The 20,536-nt window shown below is 36.4% G+C and carries 23 protein-coding genes; 20 read left to right on the top strand and 3 right to left on the bottom strand.

Annotated elements, in window-relative coordinates; genetic code table 11:
• Positions 1-225 precede the first annotated feature (225 nt).
• The 4 genes from queF (at position 226) to ABE34_RS18895 (ending at position 4,017) form a co-directional block, all read left to right on the top strand.
• Positions 226-726, top strand: a complete 501-nt coding sequence (queF, locus tag ABE34_RS18910) for a preQ(1) synthase (protein ID WP_197144007.1) — start codon at positions 226-228, stop codon at positions 724-726.
• Positions 726-1,361, top strand: a complete 636-nt coding sequence (locus ABE34_RS18905) for a queuosine precursor transporter (RefSeq protein ID WP_197144006.1) — start codon at positions 726-728, stop codon at positions 1,359-1,361. The genes queF and ABE34_RS18905 overlap by 1 nt, the downstream gene beginning before the upstream one ends.
• A 201-nt stretch (positions 1,362-1,562) precedes the next feature.
• Positions 1,563-1,814, top strand: coding sequence for a phage holin (locus ABE34_RS18900; protein ID WP_197144005.1), 252 nt, complete (start codon positions 1,563-1,565; stop codon positions 1,812-1,814).
• Between the two features lie 97 nt (positions 1,815-1,911).
• Positions 1,912-4,017: a DUF2339 domain-containing protein gene (locus ABE34_RS18895; RefSeq protein ID WP_197144004.1), complete on the top strand. Its 2,106-nt coding sequence runs from the start codon at positions 1,912-1,914 to the stop codon at positions 4,015-4,017.
• A 505-nt stretch (positions 4,018-4,522) separates the two neighbouring features.
• On the opposite strand, the gene ABE34_RS18890 is transcribed toward ABE34_RS18895, so the two are convergent.
• Positions 4,523-4,660 carry a hypothetical protein gene (locus ABE34_RS18890; protein WP_197144003.1) on the bottom strand — a complete coding sequence of 46 codons (138 nt, stop codon included), beginning with the start codon at positions 4,658-4,660 and terminating at the stop codon, positions 4,523-4,525.
• 112 nt (positions 4,661-4,772) lie between these two features.
• Here ABE34_RS18890 and ABE34_RS18885 point away from each other — a divergent pair, with 112 nt between their 5' ends.
• From ABE34_RS18885 to ABE34_RS18825, 13 genes are all read left to right on the top strand, one after another.
• Positions 4,773-5,222 (top strand): type IV pilus modification PilV family protein, encoded by a 450-nt coding sequence (locus ABE34_RS18885; RefSeq protein WP_197144002.1) that lies wholly within the window; start codon positions 4,773-4,775, stop codon positions 5,220-5,222.
• A 17-nt stretch (positions 5,223-5,239) separates the two neighbouring features.
• Positions 5,240-5,686 carry a type II secretion system protein gene (locus ABE34_RS18880; protein WP_197144001.1) on the top strand — a complete coding sequence of 149 codons (447 nt, stop codon included), beginning with the start codon at positions 5,240-5,242 and terminating at the stop codon, positions 5,684-5,686.
• Positions 5,687-7,219 (top strand): pilus assembly PilX N-terminal domain-containing protein, encoded by a 1,533-nt coding sequence (locus ABE34_RS18875; protein ID WP_197144000.1) that lies wholly within the window; start codon positions 5,687-5,689, stop codon positions 7,217-7,219.
• 614 nt (positions 7,220-7,833) lie between these two features.
• Entirely contained in the window at positions 7,834-9,210 is a 1,377-nt protein-coding gene (locus ABE34_RS18870; protein ID WP_197143999.1) for a G5 domain-containing protein, read from the top strand.
• Between the two features lie 18 nt (positions 9,211-9,228).
• A complete protein-coding gene (locus tag ABE34_RS18865) occupies positions 9,229-10,899 on the top strand; it encodes a GspE/PulE family protein (RefSeq protein WP_197143998.1) in 1,671 nt (556 codons plus the stop codon).
• A gap of 15 nt (positions 10,900-10,914) precedes the next feature.
• Entirely contained in the window at positions 10,915-11,964 is a 1,050-nt protein-coding gene (locus ABE34_RS18860) for a type IV pilus twitching motility protein PilT (RefSeq protein ID WP_197143997.1), read from the top strand.
• The gene (locus ABE34_RS18855) at positions 11,961-13,166 is read left to right on the top strand and encodes a type II secretion system F family protein (RefSeq protein ID WP_197143996.1); all 1,206 of its coding nucleotides are present in this window, start codon (positions 11,961-11,963) and stop codon (positions 13,164-13,166) included. The genes ABE34_RS18860 and ABE34_RS18855 overlap by 4 nt, the downstream gene beginning before the upstream one ends.
• A 109-nt stretch (positions 13,167-13,275) precedes the next feature.
• Positions 13,276-13,710, top strand: coding sequence for a prepilin-type N-terminal cleavage/methylation domain-containing protein (locus tag ABE34_RS18850; protein ID WP_197143995.1), 435 nt, complete (start codon positions 13,276-13,278; stop codon positions 13,708-13,710).
• Between the two features lie 89 nt (positions 13,711-13,799).
• Entirely contained in the window at positions 13,800-14,771 is a 972-nt protein-coding gene (gene pilM, locus ABE34_RS18845; protein WP_197143994.1) for a type IV pilus biogenesis protein PilM, read from the top strand.
• The gene (locus ABE34_RS18840; protein WP_197143993.1) at positions 14,771-15,364 is read left to right on the top strand and encodes a PilN domain-containing protein; all 594 of its coding nucleotides are present in this window, start codon (positions 14,771-14,773) and stop codon (positions 15,362-15,364) included. Before pilM ends, ABE34_RS18840 begins: the two co-directional genes overlap by 1 nt.
• Positions 15,361-16,086: a potassium transporter gene (locus tag ABE34_RS18835; RefSeq protein ID WP_197143992.1), complete on the top strand. Its 726-nt coding sequence runs from the start codon at positions 15,361-15,363 to the stop codon at positions 16,084-16,086. The genes ABE34_RS18840 and ABE34_RS18835 overlap by 4 nt, the downstream gene beginning before the upstream one ends.
• A gap of 59 nt (positions 16,087-16,145) precedes the next feature.
• A complete protein-coding gene (locus ABE34_RS18830; protein WP_197143991.1) occupies positions 16,146-16,898 on the top strand; it encodes a prepilin peptidase in 753 nt (250 codons plus the stop codon).
• An 88-nt stretch (positions 16,899-16,986) separates the two neighbouring features.
• Positions 16,987-17,709 (top strand): gamma-glutamyl-gamma-aminobutyrate hydrolase family protein, encoded by a 723-nt coding sequence (locus tag ABE34_RS18825; RefSeq protein WP_197143990.1) that lies wholly within the window; start codon positions 16,987-16,989, stop codon positions 17,707-17,709.
• A gap of 170 nt (positions 17,710-17,879) precedes the next feature.
• On the opposite strand, the gene lexA is transcribed toward ABE34_RS18825, so the two are convergent.
• Positions 17,880-18,497 carry a transcriptional repressor LexA gene (gene lexA / locus ABE34_RS18820; protein ID WP_197143989.1) on the bottom strand — a complete coding sequence of 206 codons (618 nt, stop codon included), beginning with the start codon at positions 18,495-18,497 and terminating at the stop codon, positions 17,880-17,882.
• A gap of 163 nt (positions 18,498-18,660) precedes the next feature.
• Between lexA and yneA the strand changes: the two genes are divergently transcribed.
• The 3 genes from yneA to ABE34_RS18805 all read left to right on the top strand — a co-directional run bounded on the left by yneA (position 18,661) and on the right by ABE34_RS18805 (position 19,891).
• Positions 18,661-18,978 carry a cell division suppressor protein YneA gene (yneA, locus tag ABE34_RS18815; RefSeq protein WP_197143988.1) on the top strand — a complete coding sequence of 106 codons (318 nt, stop codon included), beginning with the start codon at positions 18,661-18,663 and terminating at the stop codon, positions 18,976-18,978.
• Positions 18,975-19,640: a YneB family resolvase-like protein gene (locus ABE34_RS18810; protein WP_197143987.1), complete on the top strand. Its 666-nt coding sequence runs from the start codon at positions 18,975-18,977 to the stop codon at positions 19,638-19,640. The genes yneA and ABE34_RS18810 overlap by 4 nt, the downstream gene beginning before the upstream one ends.
• 71 nt (positions 19,641-19,711) lie before the next feature.
• Entirely contained in the window at positions 19,712-19,891 is a 180-nt protein-coding gene (locus ABE34_RS18805) for a hypothetical protein (RefSeq protein ID WP_197143986.1), read from the top strand.
• Between the two features lie 100 nt (positions 19,892-19,991).
• Here the strand turns inward: ABE34_RS18805 and ABE34_RS18800 are convergent, their stop codons facing one another.
• Positions 19,992-20,531 (bottom strand): DJ-1/PfpI family protein, encoded by a 540-nt coding sequence (locus ABE34_RS18800; RefSeq protein ID WP_197143985.1) that lies wholly within the window; start codon positions 20,529-20,531, stop codon positions 19,992-19,994.
• Between the last annotated feature and the right edge of the window lie 5 nt (positions 20,532-20,536).

Below are 20,536 nucleotides of genomic sequence, written 5' to 3'. Positions count from 1 at the left end.
ACGTGAGGATATTTTTGTCAATTCCATATTGTGAAAAAATTAGTTGACTGAACGCGTTCATTAAGTTAATATAACTAGCGAATAAGAAAGAGGTTCATAGCGCATACCCTCTATAAAAAACTATGGATGACGTCATCTACGCCATATCCCAAAATGCGGATATGGCGATTTTTTTTTATTTGGTTTCACGCAATGGACTTCTCACAATTTGAGGAGGCATTTATTATGACAGGAAGAAAAGAAGAACAAGGTTTACAGGATTTAACACTCCTTGGTAACCAAAATACAAAATATTTATTTGAATACTCACCGGAAATACTTGAAGCGGTCGATAATTTGCATACGAAAAACGATTTTTTTGTAAAATTTAATTGCCCGGAATTCACGAGCCTATGTCCAATGACAGGGCAGCCTGACTTTGCGACAATGTATATTTCTTTTATTCCAGATAAAAAGCTAGTCGAGAGTAAATCATTAAAGCTATATTTATTTAGTTTCCGTAATCATGGGGACTTTCATGAGGATTGTGTCAACATTATCATGAATGATTTAATTAAGCTGATTGAGCCGCGCTATATTGAAGTATGGGGTAAGTTTACGCCGCGTGGTGGCTTGTCCATTGATCCATGGTGTAACTATGGCCGACCAGGCACAAAATATGAAAAAATGGCGGAGCACCGTTTGATGAACCACGATATGTATCCGGAAAAGGTGGATAACCGCTGATGCTTTACTATTTAAATGGATTGTTTGTTGGCTTTTTAATATTAGCTAATGTTTTAGCTGTTAAAGTGTTTAGTATAGGCGAATGGATGGTGCTTCCAGCCGCAGCGATTTTAATCATTTTTACGTATCCCCTTATTGATGTAATTTGCGAGGTATATGGTAAGGAAGCGGGTGGTCGCACGGTTAGAACAGGGCTTATTGCTCAAGTGTTTGCGGTATTCTTTATCGCTATAGCAATTGAACTACCACCTGCACAAGCCTTTGTCCATCAGCAGGAGTTTGAGACAATTCTCGGCGGCAGTATGCGTGTCATTATTGCAAGTCTTGTAGCCTATTCGGTCAGTGTTAACTTGGATGTAATGATATTTAGTAAATTTAAAGAAAAGCATGGAGACGGAAAGCTTTGGCTCCGAAACAATGCTTCTACGATGCTAAGCCAACTCATCGATACGGCATTATTTATTACGATAGCCTTTTTTGGAATACTGCCATTTAAGGTGTTACTAATATTATTTATCACACAGTATATATTTAAATTTTTGGCGTCCATTGTTGCAACACCACTTGTTTATGGGTTAGTTTACGTTGCACGGAAATTTGATAAACTTAAAAGCATCGAGCCATCTCATTACTGAGATGGCTTTTTTTACATTCCGTTCTTTAAATAATCCGATGGAAGAGAGGGACATAATTCTTCTGTTGAAAGTTAATAGTGCTCTCATAATCGAATATTATTAAATAACATCTCTTTTATCTACGTTTATAGCTCCATTTTTGCATATGTGTCACGTTACGACCGAGCATATACTGTGGATAAGAAGGGGAGGTGAGCAATTATGAGAATTAACTGGAAGATCCGTTTTCAGCATAAACTATTTTTACTTGCGCTATTTTCGTTGATTGTATTACTCGCACAGCAAGTAGCAGCTATTTTTGGCTATGATTTAACGAGTGCAATGAGTGAGCAGGCAATGACCATCTTAAATACCGTATTATCAATTTTCGCTTTATTAGGAGTTGTAGTAGATCCTACAACACGGGGAACCAGTGATAGTCAACGTGCTTTAATGTATAGAAGGCCTAGATAGAAAGGGTGAAAATAAATTAAAAGTGTAATTTTACATTTTTGGTAAATGTGTTATAATGATTAAAAATTGATAAAGATAAAGTAGGGAGGACGATTGAATGTCGCTTGAAATGGAGCGGAGGGTTGCCAAACTCGAGCAGGAAATGATGGATTTGCGGCAGGAATTAGAAGGCTTAAAACGTCAACAACCTGTTGAAAAATCAAGTGCCTTGAGTGCTAGGCAATCCATGGTTGATCAATTTGCACCAAAACCAGCGCAAATTCTAAAGCCAAATTCAAACTTGGAACCAAAGCCGGAAATAATGACAAATTCAGAAGAAAAGGTGCAGCCACAGCGAACATTGGAAGAACGTATTATGTGGGCACTTCCAAAATTATTTATGGTCATTTTAGTGATGGGGGTACTTTGGGGACTTAAGCTTGTGAGTGATTATGGCTATTTAGCGAACGAAGTTAAAATTATCCTTGCCTACGTATTATCTCTTGCCTTAGTAGTAATAGCCTATGTGTTAGAGCGTAAAAAAACAGGATCACCGGCTATAACAATTTCTTTATATGGTGGTGCATTTATTGTTGGGATATTAACAACAGCCGCAAGTGCGATATTGTATGAAATTATAGGTTTAACGATGGCACTTGTTATTGCCGTTGTTTATATCGGCTACGGTATTGTTATTAGCTATTTGAAGAAAAACGAAGTACTAACAATATTTGTGGCGTTTACATCATTATTATTACCATATTTACTAGAATATATGGATTTTAGTCCTGGTATCATCCTAATCTATGTGGTTGTACTATTTATGATGTTGCAATTTGTCATTCTTCAACACAAGCAGAAGCTGGCATTCTATCTAGCAACCTTTTTCTCTTTGCTAGCTGTCAGCATTATAGCGTTTATGAACCATGACAATCGAGTTGTTTTTGCAATAGGTTTCCTTGTGGTTCTAACTATTTTTTACACGAGTTGGTGCCGATTATATAATGCAGAGTCTAAACTGAAAAATATTCATGTCGGACTTCAATTCAGTCTAGGAACTTTTAGTTTATTACTCCTGAACTTTATTATTAGACCAATTGAATATAGCGAAGTACTATTACTCATAGTAGTCAGCTTGTTTGCAGCTGTAGCGGGTTATGGCTATAAGCAAAAATGGCAGGAGGCATTTGATAGTGCCGTAACACTCGCATTTATTACACTATGTAATACGCTACTAGTTATGAATTTACCAGGGGGAGTAGATCAATTGCTCATCCCGTTCATCACCTTTGCAGGCGTTATGATGAGTTTACGATTACGAGCAAGTATGATGAAGGTTGTCGGCTCATTTTCATTTACAATTACAGTCGCTTTAAATTTTATTATTCATGAGCCGACACCATTGTTCAGCATAGATCATATTAGCTTAATAATGCCCGGAATATATCTCCTAATTATTTATGTATATGCGAGACGTCCAAAAGAGACACTGACATCCTTCGAAAAGTTTATGAAGGAAATTTATGTGGTTGATATTTTAGCGGTTATTACGGCTGGTTATTTCTTAGCCTATATCGGAAAGTTGGATGAATTGTACTTTGCAAGTGTTGGTAATATCCCGCATCTAACGTGTTTAATCCTCGCTTTACTTTTCGCGGGATCACTTTTAGTACCAACAAAATACAAGGGGCGTGCATTAACGCCAGTACTTGGTGGATTTTTCGTTCTCTTCACCGTAATGCTTGAAATTATTCCGTACAATATGCAAGGTGTCGAGTGGCTAAATATAGTAACAAGAATCGTTTATATTGCTGTAATCGTAGCAATTATGATTGATGTACTGATGAAGGGCCGTATTTACCAAATCTATCAAGAGCAAGCAGAGAAACATCTAGACCAAATTGTAAGTGCAGGCGTTGTGCTTACGATGATATCGGTTTGGGGTCTTATACATCAACTTTCCTATAATAGTTTGCTTGATTGGAAACTAAGCATTGCCTTTTCAACGATTACATTATTCCTGACAGCCAGTATTTCACTATGGCTTAGTACCGTGCGTAACTTACAGACATTACGCCTAACAGGTTTTGTTATTTTAGTGATTGCGTTTATTAAGCTTATATTCTTTGATTTATCAGCCCTAGACTTATTAATACGAGCTGTCCTGTTTATTTTGATAGGTGGGATTGGGTTGCTGTTGTCGGGTAGGTTGTTGAAGAAATAAATAATATAGATCTAAAGTATGAAGTTGCAATAAAACAACATTTAAAACCGTTTACCTTATTTTAAGGTAAGCGGTTTTTTTATATCTAATCGCTTTTTATGGTCACTTAAATGTAGCTTGATCTACATATTTTCGGAATTGAAAAATTTAAAAATAAATACAAATTCATAGGAAAAAGTGGTGTTGTAAATGCAGTTTATATATGAAATAGTATAATTAGCACAGAAAAGATTCAATTAATAGGAAACTTTATTTACTATAAGTACTATTGTTTTAGTGTTTAAGTCTAATGTATTTTTGACTTCTTTCAGCGGGTGTCCAAACGCCCTCTAAACAGAGGAACTCAGTCTAAGAACGCCACGTCCTGTGGTAATTTATCTGTGCGAAAGCGAAGCGACAGCAGCAACAACAACAACAACACACGACTGAATGACCAACATCATGTTGGCCGAAAGACTCCGGTGGATGTCGCGCAATCGGAAAGGAATGCTTAGGGGATATTAGCCTAAAACCATAACAACCATGCGATAACGGCTAACTGACCTGCATCGGTAATAACACCACGTCCTGTGGTATTACCGAAATGATCGACATGTGTCGGCCCTCGTGTCGCTGTCGCTACGTTAGCACTGCGCTTTCGCACAAAAAACATCTGCAGGCCTAAGCGCAAAGCCGATTCCAGACGTGATTATGCCGAGGCATAATTGACTAACTTACACTACTAAAAAGCATGATTGGCAATAAGGAGGGAGAATATGAAGCGTCAAAATAGAAAAATATTTAAGAGTCAAAGGGGATTCTCTTTAATTGAGGTTGTTGCTTCCTTAGTTATAATAACTATCATCTTATTATCCTTTTTCGGCTTACTCATTCAAACGAATAAAACCGGAAAAAGCTCTGAACAAATTATTGATGCTACCTATTTAGCGCAAAAGGAAATGGAGAAAATGTATAACTATTTTAAATCCACCACAATTGAAACTTGGGAATCTAATTTTCCTTACTTAGCTGAAAAGGATGAAGTGAATTCAACAGGTACTATCACTCGGTATAAAGTGACGCCCTCTAATGCTAAAAATAAGGAAATCATAATAGTGAATGCTGAAGATATGTCGCATGATAATACCGTTAGGATTACTATCGAAGTATATGATGCAAGAGGGGCGACATTAAAAGCGAAAGTGCAAAATATCTTTAGCTTATAAAAAAAGAGGTGGTTCATATGTCTAAATTCCAAAATGAGAGAGGCGTGACCTTACTAGAAGTTTTGGCTGTTACGATAATAGCTACGATTGTATCTATTGTTCTTGTGTCTATCTTAACGAACAGTAAGACTACAAGCGATAAACAAATGAAATCGACTATTCAATTATCTGACATAACTTATATTTTGAAAGTTGTTACTAAAGATACGCGTAAATCTACGGAAATTCATAAAAAGGCTTTAGATGAGTATACAGAATATACACTTATAAATAATCAAAATAATAAAAAATATACTTATGTATACCACCAAAAGGATCAGACGATTACGAGAAATGATGAAATGATTGCAGCGAATGTGCTTGATTTTAACATTGAAGATAAACGGAGTCATGTAATTATTGATATTACAACGCTAAATAGTAAGCCTTTTTCATCAACTATATATTTTAGGGGAGGCAGCTAAATGTTTAAGAATCTAAAACAAGAAAATGGCTATTCGTTACTTTTAGTAATTTTGACAATCGCTTTTATCTCAGTTCTTGGAATTACGCTTTTAACACTTACTGCTAATTCATTAAAGATGTCTGCTAATGAGCGAGATGATCAATCTGTTTTTTACATTGCAGAAGGTGGCTTAAACAGTACAAAAAGCAAAGTAGAACAATTAGTTAAAATTACATACGATGAAAATAGAAAAAAATTCAATAAGCTGCCTCCTGATAAAAGAAAACCAGAAAGATTTAAGTTAGATTTTATAGATGCATTTGAAAGTAGCTTAGAAAAAATCTTTGAAAAGAATCAATCAACATATGCTGATACAGTAACTTTTGATGAACAATTTAATGAAAAAACTTTTGCAAATGTAACGGTTATTCAAGAAAGTACTGAACAATTACAATATAAAATAACGTCCGTTGGTAATATTGGCAAGAAAACGAGAACAGTAGCACAGACAATTACAATCGATTTAGGAAGCGGAACGGGTTCTGGTTTTTCAAATTCCGCAGCTATCCACGCAATAAAAAACATCGAACTTGGAGGAGGTAAACTTAATGGGGATGTTGTTTCCGACAGTGGAAAAATTAGTATTACACAAGAAAGTGCTAAAATTACTGGGAAGATTGGAACAACTCCAGATAAGTTTTCAAAGCCGAGCTGGATGAATGTTACTAATGAGATTATAGGGAATGTTGCATTTCCAAAGGATGTATTACCACCTTTCCCGGATAATGAGTTTACTAGTTTAAGCACAAGACCGTATACAAATTCAATACAGGTTACCATCGATGGAAAGCAAACTCAACTTTCTTTAAAAAATCATTCAATTAAGATTGATGGTGGAGGAAATGGACACATAAATGGGTATCAAAACTTTAGTGGTACTCTCCCACTTACTCAAAATATGTACTTGAAAATGCTTACGGTTTCTTCGGACAGAACGTTAACTTTAGATGTAGGTGATTCAGACAAAAATTTATATATAGATAACTTTGACTTCTCTCAAGGGCACTTAAATATTACGGGAAGTGGTAAATTAACTTTGTATATTAAGGATACTTTTAATTTAAAGGGAGATTCGAGTATGAACAATACAGGAGACATAGGGCGATTAAGTGTATATTATAAAGGCACTTCGTTAATGGATTTTACTGGTGATACAAAAACAAAAGCCTCTATATATGCTAAATCAGCTGATATAAAAATAAATGGTTCTGGTAGCGTACAAGGAAATCTATATGCAGGTGGATCGAATATCACTGTTGAAGGAGGGTCTTATAATCACGACTTATATATTTATGCCCCCGACGCAAAAATCACAATGGGAGGATCAGGAGAAGTAATAGGAGGAATAATGGCTTATACAGTAAATACGAGTGGAGGTTCAACGGTTACTTACAAACCAAAAACGATTGAAGATACAATATCAAATGGTGGTTTAGTATTTGAAGAAAATAATAATTTAACAATTTCTAATAGTATGCTTGAAGTAGAATAAATATCACGGAGCATGAAGAGGTTGTTTAGAATCCGATATTCTGGCTTTTATACAATAGTATACTAAGTTTGTCTTCTTAGTAATTACATTTTTTACAACTAAACAGGTAGCTTTAGAGAAGCTTATAATGCTATCTATAACGATGGGATTCCTACTGATGAGATAGTATTGAGAAAGTAATAGAAAAGGGTTATTTAGAATGTCTGGAATGAAAACAGATTTTCTAAATAACCCTTATTTTAATATTGGTTTAACTCTTGGTGAGAATAGAAAGAGGGTACTGTTTGAATTTCAAATGCAACCATTCTATTGAACTTAAAATTAATAGTCTTTTCTATCTAGGGAACGTGATTCGATATGTATATATCGAAAGTTGAGTGAGAATATATACCTTGATTTTGTAGTCCATAAAACACATTAACAACATTTCAATAGTGATTACAATTTCATGCTTGTAAAAGTATAGTTCACTAAATTTTAACTATTTTTAGGATGAAAGACTCATTTTTAAATATAGTTTGTGTTGTATTGTAAAAATATGAATAAAAAGTAATTGTTTTATATGAGTAAATAGACATTCTTATTTTGATTATATTTGTAAAGGTGATGAGGCTATGAAATTATATTTGAAGTTAGGCGCAATGGTAGCTGTTCTAATCATCTTATTAACAGTCTGGGTACCTAATATTATCGTAGATAGTGCACTGGCTAAAGGTGTTGAATCTACAATCGGAGGAATATCAGTTAAGGATTTAGAGGATGGTGATATTGAAAATGCTTTACAAGAGGCTATTAATATTTGGCGAGACGTTCCTGTTAGCGTAGGAGGAGCCAATATTACGATTTCACTGGATCCAAAATTATTTGTATTTGATGTAGAGAGTTCTATAGCTGAATATCATAGTTTAACAGATAAGTCTTGGTTTGCTTTCTGGAAGCAAGAACAAGCGGTACATATACCCTTACATGTGGAAGTAGATGATCAAGTGAAGAAGCAGCTTGAGGCTACAGGTGTATGGGAGGTTGATGCGACCTTGAATGCTCTTATCACTCAAGTTTCCTATTTAAAAAGTCATAAAATCACTGCAACAGTTGCAGATACTCATTTAATAGAAGCGGAGCGTTTGGCTCTATCGATTGAGAAAATACCTGCAAATGCAATAGGTATTGATAAACTAACGAATATGCTAAATGATGCTATTATTTTTCCGGAAATGCCGTTTTCTTATTTAACAACGATAGAAGAAAAATATGACGAAGCAAATAGTGAAGCAATTAATTTCGTAGCCTCTATGCTTTATCATGCAGCTCTTCAAACTGAATATGAGATATCAGAGAGACATTCTCAAGAAGAGAGGCCAAGTTATTTACAGCAAGGGTTGGATGCGAGGGTAAATCGTGTGTTAGATAAAGATTTGCAATTTGTAAACCGTTTTGATCAATCGAATAAATTAAAACTCACAGTAGAAGGTGATTCTTTAAAAGTGGAATTATTAGCCCAAAAGAAAGAAAAAGAAATCACTGTTAGAGTTAGTAAAGATAAGATCATACAACCACGTGTCATTACTCGCTATTCTAAAGACTTACCAGCAGGCAGCGAGGAGGTTATCCAAAAAGGTCAAGAAGGCGTACGGGTCGAAGTATATCGCTCGATTTTAGAAAATGGTAACTCTACGGAGGAACTAGTTAGCCGTGACTATTATCCACCAGTTAATAAAATCATCGTGAAATCTTCAAGACAGCCTGATGTTTTAGAAGATAGTAGTGAGAAAGTGGGAACTTCCGACTCAAGTGATCCTGATTTAAACATGGATTTAGATGGAGATGGATTACCAGATAGACAATCTGAAAATGAAACATCCGGCAATGATGCTGCACAAACCAATAAAGATACATCGGTAAATACGGATACTTCGAAAGACCCGAATGATCCAGAGATTGTATATGGCTACTATGATAAAGGTGGTAATTTCGTACAAACAAGTCCATAAAGAGAGGAGCATATGTGAATGGTCGCAAAAACTGGGCGAAAGCGCTTAGGTGATTTACTTGTTGAAGCTGGTGTTATTACAAACGTGCAATTAGAATTTGCTCTTACGAACAAAACAAAAGAAGAGAAATTAGGCGATTTTCTTATAAAGGAGAATATTTTAACAGAGCAGCAGTTAATTGAAGTACTTGAATTTCAGCTAGGAATCCCACACATTCATTTAAATCAATTTTCAATAAGCCCGGATTTACTTCAACTTGTTCCGGCTGAACTCGCTAAACGCACAAATATTATTCCGATTCGTCGTGAAAAAAATAAGCTTTTTATCGCGATGGCTGACCCAATGGATTATTTTGCAATTGAAGAAGTACGTATGGCGACGGGCTGCCAAATCGAAACAAGTATTGCAGCAAAGGATGATTTATATCGTACGCTAACGAAATACTATGATTTACAAGAGTCTATGGAAGCGGCATTGCTCGACATCGGCGCGACGGTTGCTGAAACACAGGAGGAAATTGAACGAGAGGATTCCCCGATTGTCCGACTAGTTAATCAGATCATTGCAAATGGAGTTGCCCAACGAGCGAGTGATATCCACTTTGACCCACAGGAGACGGATTTAAGGGTTCGTTATCGAGTGGATGGTGTATTGAGAACCGAGCGTTCATTACCGAAACATATGCAAAACATAATATTAGCACGTATCAAAATTATGGGGAACTTAAATATTACGGAAAATCGAATTCCTCAAGATGGACGAATTAAAACGAATGTTAATTTTAAGCCAGTAGATATTCGACTTTCGACGCTTCCAACAGTTTATGGGGAAAAAGTAGTTATGCGTATTTTAGACTTAAGTAGTGTAGCCAATTCTATTGACAAGCTTGGCTTTACAGAGCAAAATGAAGCCCTTTTCCGAAACATGATTGACAATCCGAATGGTATTTTGCTCATTACGGGCCCTACAGGATCAGGGAAATCATCTACATTATATGCGGCCTTAAGTAATTTGAATGAAGAAGATGTAAACATCATTACAGTAGAAGATCCTGTTGAATATCAGCTTGATGGTATAAACCAAATTCAAGTGAAAGAAGAAGTCGGTTTAACATTTGCCACAGGATTGCGTTCAATTTTGCGTCAAGATCCAGATATTGTAATGATAGGTGAGATTAGGGATTTTGAAACAGCGCAAATAGCAGTTCGTGCCTCATTAACGGGTCATTTAGTTTTAAGTACTCTACATACAAATAGTGCTGTTGAGTCGATTTCTCGGCTGCAGGATATGGGGATCGAACCGTTTTTATTATCCTCCTCATTAGTAGGGATTATGGCGCAGCGTTTAGTACGACGTATTTGTCGAGATTGCGGAGAAGACTATACTTTTACGAAGCATGAATTAGAAATAATGCATAAGAACGGTATTGAAGGAGTTACACATGGAAGACGCGGAAGAGGCTGTCCTTCGTGTAATCAAACAGGGTATCGTGGACGGATGGCTATTCATGAAATTTTACCAATCGATCGCAATATTAAAGAAATGATATTAAGTCGAAGTAGCGATAGTGCAATCCGTGATTATATGAAACAAGAAGGCTATTACACTTTACTGGTAGATGGGTTGTTAAAAGTAGTAGAAGGACAAACAACTACTTCAGAAGTATTGCGTGTAGCAAATGCAGATTAGGATGTGAATTTGTTCATGACAACATGTAGAAATATTGATGAGCTATTAACACGCGCATTTGAAGAAAAAGCGTCTGACCTTCATTTAACAAAGGGAATCCCGCCAGTTTATCGTATCCATGGACAACTAGAGCAATTTGGGAGTGAACTACTAACTTCTGAAGAATTACAGACAATGGTTAAAACTATTTTACCTGAGCATAAATTACAAGAGTTTCATAATAAAGGGGAAACCGATTTTAACTATTCATTGCAAGGGAAATGTCGTTTTCGTGTAAATGCCTATCATCAACGCAATGAAGTGACAATAGCTGCCCGTTTGATTGAAGCAAAAATTCCTTCCATTGAATCGTTAAATATGCCACAGATACTGTATCAATTAGCAGAAAAGCCACAGGGTCTTATTTTAGTAACAGGTCCAACAGGTTCTGGTAAATCTACAACGCTTGCTGCGATGATTGATCATCTTAATGAAACAAAATCAAAGCATATAATAACGCTTGAGGACCCGATTGAATATTTACATACACATAAAAAATCCATTATCAATCAACGTGAAGTAGGGGTTGATACTCAGAGCTTTGCCAATGGTTTGCGTGCTGCTCTTCGTCAGGACCCTGACATTATTTTAGTAGGCGAGATGCGTGACTACGAAACGATTTCAACAGCCATTACTGCAGCGGAAACGGGCCATTTAGTGATGGCGACATTACATACAAGTAGTGCCCCGACTACGATTGATCGTATTATAGATGTTTTTCCACCACATCAACAGGGACAAATTCGTGTGCAATTAGCCAATGTTTTAGTGGGCATTATTTCACAGCGTTTATTTGTACGTAAAGATGCCAAGGGGCGAATTGCTGCAACTGAAATATTAGTGCAAGCACCATCTATTTCAAATTTAATTCGAAATGAAAAAGTTCACCAAATTCCTTCTGTTATGCAGATGGGTAAAACGTTAGGTATGCATACTTTGGAATCTTCTATGCAGCAGCTAATCGCCATGGGGAAAATTTCTTTAGAGGACGCAAGGCCATATATGAATGCGGGGGATTATAATTGACCGTTTTTCGATATAGTGGACGCACAAAAACGGGTGCACACAAAAAAGGAATCATTGACGCGACTAACAAAAAGGTAGCACTTGAAAAATTACGAGCACAAGGCATTAATGCCCGTGAGCTGGAAGAGTCTAAAAGCATTTTACACAAAGACTTAAATATTGGCGGTAAAGTAAAGCACCAGGATTTCGTTATTTACTGTCGCCAATATGCAACACTAATCCGTGCTGGCGTTTCAATTGTAGAGGCAACACATATTTTAAGTACGCAAACAAAAAGTAAAGCATTAAAAAAAGCTTTAGAACAGGTGGAAGAAGATATACGTGGGGGTACAGCGTTTTCAGATGCAGCAGCCAAACATCCAAAGGTTTTTCCAGAAATGTTTATTAATATGATGCGCTCTGGTGAGGCAACGGGGAATATCGATGAGACGCTAGAGCGTTTGGCAGGGACACTTGAGAAGCAATTCAAAATTAAAAAGAAAGTACAATCAGCATTGACATATCCTGCAATTTTATCTGTGCTGACAATTGCTGTAGGTATGTTTCTAATGATTTTTATCGTCCCGACGTTTATGGCTACTTTTGATGAAATGGACATGGAAATGCCAATATTAACGGTTGTTGTTGTCAATATTTCAGATTGGTTAATAGCATACTGGTATGTTGCAATTGGGATTCTCATATTGTCGATTCTTCTATTTCGATTTTTCTATAAAAATAATAAGCAATTTCATTACAAAGTGAACTATGCATTATTGAGATTACCTGTATTTGGTATTTTAATGCAAAAAAATGTAATCTCTCGCATGACTAGAACTTTATCATCTCTGTTCAGTAGTTCAGTACCCATTCTACATGCACTGACCATAGTTGAGAAAGTTGTAGGGAATCCAGTTGTAGGGAAGGTTGTTTTGGAGGCAAGAGATAACCTAGAAAAAGGGGGTACATTATCTGAGCCACTAGAAAAAAGTTGGCTATTCCCTCCTTTAGTAACTCAAATGACATCTATCGGAGAGAAAACAGGTTCTCTTGATTATATGCTCGAAAAGATAGCAGATTTTTATGAGGAAGAAGTGGATCGCTCCGTTGATACATTAAAATCGCTCATTGAACCATTGATGATACTCGTTTTAGCAGTGGTTGTAGGAGTGATTGTCGCGGCGATTTTCCTACCAATGTTCGCATTATACGAAAATATGTAAGCGTTCAAATTATAAAGGGGGTGGTATAGAAAAGACGGTAGTAGTAGTTGTTGTTGTAGGGGGTACATATTTTCGGACTAATCATATGAATTTATAAGGAGGAACACCGATGTTCAAAAAAATCATGAACAAAAAACTACTAAAAAATCAAAAAGGTTTAACGTTAATCGAGGTTCTAGCTGTAGTTGTTATCCTAGCTATTATAGCGGTAATCGCTATTCCTGCGATTGGCAATATCATTGATAATAGTAGAATTAAAGGCGCAAAAGCTGATGCGGTCAACTTAATTAATGCAGCACATTTGTATTATACAGATGGAGCAACTGATGAATTTGATGCAACTAAAAAAGAATATTATGACACTGCTGGTGGTGCAAAGGATTGGAAGGTTACTAAACCAGCAGGGGGTACAGGTACTTCTGCTTTGAAATTTAGTGGTAAAGTGATCAGAGGAAATATTACAATTACTTTTACTGAAGCAACTATAGACGATATTAAGCCTGAATCTAAGGGAGGTAAAAATGGTGTAGTAGATATTAATTAAAATTAATCCTCTAACTGAGTCTGATGCTTAAAAGTAGTATCAGGCTTAGGAAAGAACGATTAATTTATTTAAAGGAGGCATCTTTCCCCATGTTTACAAAAAAGAAAAAATCGCATGTGTCGATTGAGATAAAGGATTATATATTGCGTGCGATTGTAGCAAAAGGTGCTGATCCGTCGCAATGGAAGGGCTATGAAATGCCATTATCACAAGGAATTGTTGAAGGTTCTGTTATCCATGATGAAATGGAATTGTTTGATGTCATGAAAAATAATGTGGCAAAATGGGCAGGCAAAAAGCAAAATGCGCGTATTTTTGTACCGGATACTTCCGTTTTGTTAAAGAGCTTTGAACATCCTGATGATGTAGAGTGGCATGAATTAAAAGGGTATGTGGAAATGGAGCTTGGTCAGTCCATTCATCTTCCATTTCAAGATCCTCTTATTGATGTGTATGATCCAAAACCTAGTGATGGACAGGCCATGCTTTTTGCAGCGCCTTCAGAAGAAGTGACGAAAATGATTGGGCTTTTACTCGATGCTTCATTAGAACCTCAAGTAGCAGATATTCGTGCATTGTGTAATATTCGTCTGTTAGAGTATTTGCAATTAATAAAAGATAATCGAACTTATTTAATAGCGGATTGGTCCATCAATGAATTGTCGATTAGTATTTTTTCATACGGCCAACTAGAATTTTTACGTTACCAATCATTTGATACTGATTTATCGGAATGGAAGTTTGAAGAGAAAGAGGAGTATAGTTTTACTTATCGTCTAGATGCTGAAGACGATTATCGTATCATTCTTACCGATCAAATGCTTGAAATCGATCGTATCATGAATTTTTTTAAGTTTTCCTTACATAAAGGTGAGAAAAGTGTCGATGAGATTATCATTTTAGGAGATAATCCACTACTCCCTACCATTGAAGAGTTTTTAGAAAATAATTTTATGACACCGATTATTATGTTAAATGATTCAGTCATTCAAAAATCATTCCCTCAATTTTCAGAGAAATTTGCTAGCCTAATTGGACTTGCATTAAAGGAGGTTAACTGATGGTACCAGAAATAAACCTCTTGCCGGATTTAGAAAAAAAGCATTCTACACCTACTTTAATCTATGTAGTATTTATCATTCTTATTGGTATGATAGTAGGATATATGATTTTCTTGTTTTTCCAAGCAAAAAATGATCTTATAAAATTAAGTGCGCAGGAAATGGAGCTTTCATCCCAACACGAACAACTCCAAACTGAGTTAGATGTAAAGCAAAATGTGAACGAAGGCTCACTGGAACAATCTGTACAATTTGTGGAGAAAGTCTCGTATCCAGTGACGCCCTTAATGGATGAAACCCAAGTATTGTTACCAGAGCAAACGTATTTAAGGGATTATGTATTTGGTGAAAAAAATGTTGAGGTTACGGCAGATTTTGAAACAATGTCAGTCATATCATCTTATTTAGAAAAGCTAACAGCAAGCCGTTATTTCAATGATATTCAGGTTGATACTATTTCTAATTTTGATGTATCTATAGGAAATCAAGAGGAAGAAAGTGCGAAGAACAAGTTTAAGGAAGTGCCACGTTACTCGGCAACTATTACATTAGGAATTGATTTTAAATTTCTCGCTGGAGGTAGTGAATCATGACTAGTAGTAAAAATTCAACGATTCTGATCTTAACAGCTTTCATTGCAGCCATTTTATTTGCGCTATTTTACTATATCGTAACACCTAAATTAGAAGAAGTAGATGCGAAGGAAAGTTCAATTAACTCTCTTCAACAAGAAATATCAACAATTCAGAAGCAGATTGCTTTAATTGAAGAGAAAGGCAAATTAGCTAGTGCAAGTAATTTATCATTGCGTAAAAAAGTACCTCAAACTCGAGCTATTGAAGAGGTAATTCGAAATATTGAAGAGATTGAAGCGGTGACGGGAACACGGGTAGAAGCTATGGACTTTAATAATTATGATTCGCTTGTAATGGATTCTACTATGACAGATCCCAACTCGACAAATTCTGAGGAACAGGCTGATTTAAAGCAATCTGCAAATGAAGCTGAGGAACAAGCTGTTGATAAAAATGATGAAACACCAGAAGTGAAAGAAAAAATACCAACAGCTACTTTCAGTAAAGACTCCTTACCAAAAGAATTAAAATTAGTAACATTTAGTATTGATGTTGTCGCACTGGATAATGAAGCGATGGTTGAGTTTATAAAAGAGGTTGAAAAAATTGATCGTGTGATGAAAATTGATGCTATCGATTTCACGTTGACTGGTGAAGAAGAGAAATTCCAGGAGGACGCCGATACAACCTTAAAATCTACCATACAAGTAACGACGTTCTACTATGAAGGACAACAATAGATTGATTGGCGCGCATACTTCTAATGTATGGGCGTCTATTAGTATAGGAGGAAATAAAAATGGAGATTGCTTATACAATTACTGTTTTCGTATTTGGGCTCGTTTTAGGCTCATTTTTTAATGTAGTTGGTTTACGTGTGCCTTTGAAGGAGTCCATTGTGCGTCCACCCTCGCATTGCACTTCTTGTAAGAGACAGTTGAAGGCGTTTGATTTGATACCTGTTTTGTCCTATGTATTTCTGGGGGGGGAATGTCGTAGTTGTGGTCAAAAAATTTCTTGGATTTATCCACTGATGGAACTTATAACAGGTGTATTTTTTGCATTTGCTTATTGGAAATTGGGCTTTAGTGCAGAATTTTTCGTAGCACTATTATTAATTTCATTATTAGTCATTATTGTCGTGTCGGATTTTGCTTATATGCTTATACCCGATAAAGTGCTATTATTCTTTTTACCATTGCTAGTTTTTGGACGCGTCATATCCCCTTTGTCTCCGTGGTGGGACAGTATAGTTGGAGCTTTGGTAGGTTTTGGCATATTATATTGTGTAGCTGTCCTATCAAGAGGTGGAATGGGTGGTGGCGATATTAAATTATTCTTTTTACTTGGTCTCGTACTCGGTACAATACATGCAATTCTTACGCTATTTATAGCTGCTGTAATTGGTATGATTGTTGGAATAGTAATGTTAAAAGTACGCGGACAGGGAAGAAAAACGCCTATACCATTCGGACCTTCTATTGCTCTAGCGGCGATTATTATCTATTTTTATGGGGATGCGTTGATGAATTGGTATCTTGGATTTTGGTAATTAATCAGTCGGGGAGTCCTTCGATGATTAATAGCCTTCAAGCTTTTATAGGAAGTTAATGGTAGATAAAGATCATGGAGGGGATGACATGAAACCAATTATCGGAATAACAGCCTTTGCGGAGGATGATTTGTCCTCAAGATTAAATGCTGCTTATAGCAAAAGTATAATTGAAGCTGGGGGTGTACCTCTTATAATTCCGATTGGAGTTGAAGAGGATGTAGCACAAATTTTATCGTTGACGGACGGATTATTACTATCGGGCGGACATGATGTGCATCCATTTCTTTTTGGTGCAGAACCTACACCAAAATTAGGGAAGATTCATCCGGAAAGGGATTCAGTCGAACTTTCATTGATTGAAGCGGCCGCTATTCGGAAAATGCCGATTTTCGGCATTTGTCGAGGGATTCAAATGCTAAATGTTGCATTTGGAGGCACACTCTATCAGGATATTGATAGTGAATATCATAGTAAAAAATTAATAAAGCATACGCAACAAGCGGCACGGGGCGTTGCTACACATCATGTTCATCTAACACCGGATACATTATTAACAACGATTATCGAGGAAGAAAAAATTGCGGTGAATTCATTTCATCATCAGGCAATAAACGTAGCAGCAGAAAAATTGAAAGTGGCAGCCAAATCAAGTGATGGTATCGTTGAAGCCGTAGTACACGAAGATTTACCATTTTGTCTAGCAGTACAATGGCATCCTGAAGAGCTAGCCATTGTAGGAGATGAAGCATCAAAAAAATTATTCACTGCATTTGTAAAGGCGTGTTTGAAATTTAAGGTAGAGGCATAAAACTCGATAAGCATTACATGACTTAGGACGGAAATTTGCTAGAGGGAAGAATCCATACAAAGTGGGTTCTTTTTTTAGTGTCAAAATGGCACTCGAAAAATAAGAAAAAGAGGTATATGCCCATTTGTGAACATAAAATCCTCTTTTTGTACGTTGCTATTGAGATACTTTTAATGAACACGACGATAAAGACCTACAACATGGCCCAAAATAGAAACTTGGTCTACGATAATTGGCTCCATTGTTGCGTTTTCAGGCTGTAAACGGAAATGGCTTTTTTCCTTAAAGAAACGCTTAACAGTTGCTTCATTCTCTTCAGTCATTGCTACAACAATATCACCATTATCAGCTGTTGATTTTTGTTTAACAATAACTAAATCTCCGTCTAAAATGCCAGCTTCAATCATTGATTCGCCCATAATTTCTAGCATAAATAACTGATCTTCGCTTGTACCATAAATATCCGGTAGCGGGAAATATTCATCGATATTTTCAACAGCAGTTATCGGAGAACCTGCAGTAACCTTCCCAACAAGTGGTACATGTATAACATGTTGCTTTTGAATAGAATCCTCTGGCTCTAGAATTTCAATGGCACGTGGTTTAGTTGGGTCGCGTCGAATTAAGCCTTTTTGCTCCAAACGAGCTAAATGTCCATGAACTGTAGAGCTTGAAGCAAGTCCAACTGCTTCACCAATCTCACGTACAGATGGTGGATACCCCTTTGCACGTACCTCTTCTTTAATGAAATCTAATATGGCCTCTTGTCTTTTCGAAACTTTTTTCATGATTGCTCACCTCTTTTTTCTAATCATTCTACTTATTAATAGTATAGCAGAATGCGAACACTTAAGCAAACATAGGTTCGAAAAGTGTTTGACAAAAACGTTTGTTCGCATTATTATAGGAACATATATTCCGAACAAACATTCTTGAAAAGGGGTTATACACATGAACTGGTTTAAAAAAAATCCACATATAACAACATTATTAGGAGCTTGTCTACTATTTACAGCATATCTTTTTATAACAGATCCAGGTGATGTTACATACGCAGAAATTGAAATCGAACATGGTGATAGCTTATGGTCGTTAGCTGAACAATACCGTGGTAAAATGAAGTCGGATGAATGGATTAAGCTTGTTAAGGCAGAAAATGAATTATCGAACGTACGAATTATTGCAGGTAATTCTCTAGTGATTCCAGTAGTGGGTGACGACCAACCCCATCCTATAAATTCAATTGAAATTGCGAGAAATGTAAAATGATAACTAAACAACAATCGGCTGTTGTCTATTGCCGTGTGAGTACAGAAAAAGAGACACAAAGCTCCTCATTAGAGCGACAGGAGGAGGAGTTAGTACGCTATGCTAAAGAACAAGGCTACGAAGTGAAGCGTATTTTTAAGGATAAGCATAGCGGCTATGATGTGGAACGAGAAGGTTTACTAGAAATGCTCGATTTCATAAAAGAAAAAGAAGTAACAGCATTATTTGTGCAGGATGAAACACGTTTAGGACGTGGAAATGCTCGAATGGCTGTTTTGCATTTATTACAGAAAACTGAAACTAATGTCTTCTCTATGCGAGACGAGGGACCTGTACAATTAAATGAAATGGATACGATGCTCCTAGAAATTTTAGCAATAGTAGAGGAGTACCAGCGTAGAATCCACAATGCTAAAATACGTCGTGGCATGCGTCGTGCAGTTGAAAATGGCTACCGCCCTGAAAATAATTTATCTAACCGAGGCAACCCAAACGGCCAGGAACGTAAAGATGTCCCTATAGAAGAAATTGTCAAACTACGCAATCGAGGCTTCACATTTGAGGAAATAGCTATGACTCTTAGGGGGCTAGGCTTTGACGTAAGCAAAGCTACTGTCCATAGGAGATATCGGGAACATTTAGAGAGAAATGAAATAAAGTAACGTTCTAATCAGTGGGAGTTTTCCTACTGATTTTTTTTCTTTAAAGCTCTAGATGAAGGTGAAGGAACGTGATGACGGATAGAACAGCGAAAAACGTGGATAGAAACGCCAAAGTGACGGATAGGACAGCGAAAAACGTGGATAGAAACGCCAAAGTGACGGATAGGACAGCGAAAAACGTGGATAGAAACGCCAAAGTGGTGGATAGAACAGCGAAAGAATGTCCAACAGATTGGACATTTTGGAAATAAAATAAGAGAAGTAGCTATTTCTACCTCTCTCGCTCAATATTCTCTAGCAACTTGCCATCTTTTTCTGTAGTAATCTTTCATATCAATTAGAGTTATTTCGTTATTCTCTGTACCAATTTTCATCAAAAGAGAGATGTAGGGCCTTGCCAATAGTAATACCAAATTGTATAAAACCTCTACCTCTTGCAGTTATGATGTTACCATCTTGTACAACTAGGTCATCAGAGAAATGAGTAAGATCGAAGAAGTCTAATTTTCTAATATCTTCTAGCAGCAATCCAACAGTATACTTTCTGTTTTTTAATACTCCAGCTTTCGCTAAAAGAGATGGAGAGCTTGAGATACTTGCAATGATTGCTCCTTTGACATGCGCATTACCAATAAAATCAATTAATTCTTGCTCATTTATTAGTAAAGCTATATCCATACAGCCTGGTAGCAACAAGCTGTCGATTTCATCAAGATTAACTTCACTTATTTGTGTATCGGCTATACAAGATAACCCAGATTCCCCTTTAATTTTTTCACTATTTAACCCAACAGTAACAATAGGTTTATCTCCTTGCATTAATATAGATAATGCTACACTCAATTCATATTCACTAAATTGGGGATACAATAATATAGCGGTCTTTTTCATATATT

Source organism: Lysinibacillus sphaericus (assembly GCF_015844675.1).
GTDB lineage: Bacteria > Bacillota > Bacilli > Bacillales_A > Planococcaceae > Lysinibacillus > Lysinibacillus sphaericus_E.
Note: the sequence above shows the minus strand (reverse complement) of the source record. Positions and strands in the feature narration are given on the sequence as shown.

What these genes read in the sequence shown, in the direction of transcription:
- queF (WP_197144007.1), top strand. Translation starts at nt 226, where the DNA reads ATGACAGGAAGAAAAGAAGAACAAGGTTTACAGGATTTAACACTCCTT.
- ABE34_RS18905 (WP_197144006.1), top strand. Translation starts at nt 726, where the DNA reads ATGCTTTACTATTTAAATGGATTGTTTGTTGGCTTTTTAATATTAGCT.
- ABE34_RS18900 (WP_197144005.1), top strand. Translation starts at nt 1,563, where the DNA reads ATGAGAATTAACTGGAAGATCCGTTTTCAGCATAAACTATTTTTACTT.
- ABE34_RS18895 (WP_197144004.1), top strand. Translation starts at nt 1,912, where the DNA reads ATGTCGCTTGAAATGGAGCGGAGGGTTGCCAAACTCGAGCAGGAAATG.
- ABE34_RS18885 (WP_197144002.1), top strand. Translation starts at nt 4,773, where the DNA reads ATGAAGCGTCAAAATAGAAAAATATTTAAGAGTCAAAGGGGATTCTCT.
- ABE34_RS18880 (WP_197144001.1), top strand. Translation starts at nt 5,240, where the DNA reads ATGTCTAAATTCCAAAATGAGAGAGGCGTGACCTTACTAGAAGTTTTG.
- ABE34_RS18875 (WP_197144000.1), top strand. Translation starts at nt 5,687, where the DNA reads ATGTTTAAGAATCTAAAACAAGAAAATGGCTATTCGTTACTTTTAGTA.
- ABE34_RS18870 (WP_197143999.1), top strand. Translation starts at nt 7,834, where the DNA reads ATGAAATTATATTTGAAGTTAGGCGCAATGGTAGCTGTTCTAATCATC.
- ABE34_RS18865 (WP_197143998.1), top strand. Translation starts at nt 9,229, where the DNA reads ATGGTCGCAAAAACTGGGCGAAAGCGCTTAGGTGATTTACTTGTTGAA.
- ABE34_RS18860 (WP_197143997.1), top strand. Translation starts at nt 10,915, where the DNA reads ATGACAACATGTAGAAATATTGATGAGCTATTAACACGCGCATTTGAA.
- ABE34_RS18850 (WP_197143995.1), top strand. Translation starts at nt 13,276, where the DNA reads ATGTTCAAAAAAATCATGAACAAAAAACTACTAAAAAATCAAAAAGGT.
- pilM (WP_197143994.1), top strand. Translation starts at nt 13,800, where the DNA reads ATGTTTACAAAAAAGAAAAAATCGCATGTGTCGATTGAGATAAAGGAT.
- ABE34_RS18840 (WP_197143993.1), top strand. Translation starts at nt 14,771, where the DNA reads ATGGTACCAGAAATAAACCTCTTGCCGGATTTAGAAAAAAAGCATTCT.
- ABE34_RS18835 (WP_197143992.1), top strand. Translation starts at nt 15,361, where the DNA reads ATGACTAGTAGTAAAAATTCAACGATTCTGATCTTAACAGCTTTCATT.
- ABE34_RS18830 (WP_197143991.1), top strand. Translation starts at nt 16,146, where the DNA reads ATGGAGATTGCTTATACAATTACTGTTTTCGTATTTGGGCTCGTTTTA.
- ABE34_RS18825 (WP_197143990.1), top strand. Translation starts at nt 16,987, where the DNA reads ATGAAACCAATTATCGGAATAACAGCCTTTGCGGAGGATGATTTGTCC.
- lexA (WP_197143989.1), bottom strand. Translation starts at nt 18,497, where the DNA reads ATGAAAAAAGTTTCGAAAAGACAAGAGGCCATATTAGATTTCATTAAA.
- yneA (WP_197143988.1), top strand. Translation starts at nt 18,661, where the DNA reads ATGAACTGGTTTAAAAAAAATCCACATATAACAACATTATTAGGAGCT.
- ABE34_RS18810 (WP_197143987.1), top strand. Translation starts at nt 18,975, where the DNA reads ATGATAACTAAACAACAATCGGCTGTTGTCTATTGCCGTGTGAGTACA.
- ABE34_RS18805 (WP_197143986.1), top strand. Translation starts at nt 19,712, where the DNA reads ATGACGGATAGAACAGCGAAAAACGTGGATAGAAACGCCAAAGTGACG.
- ABE34_RS18800 (WP_197143985.1), bottom strand. Translation starts at nt 20,531, where the DNA reads ATGAAAAAGACCGCTATATTATTGTATCCCCAATTTAGTGAATATGAA.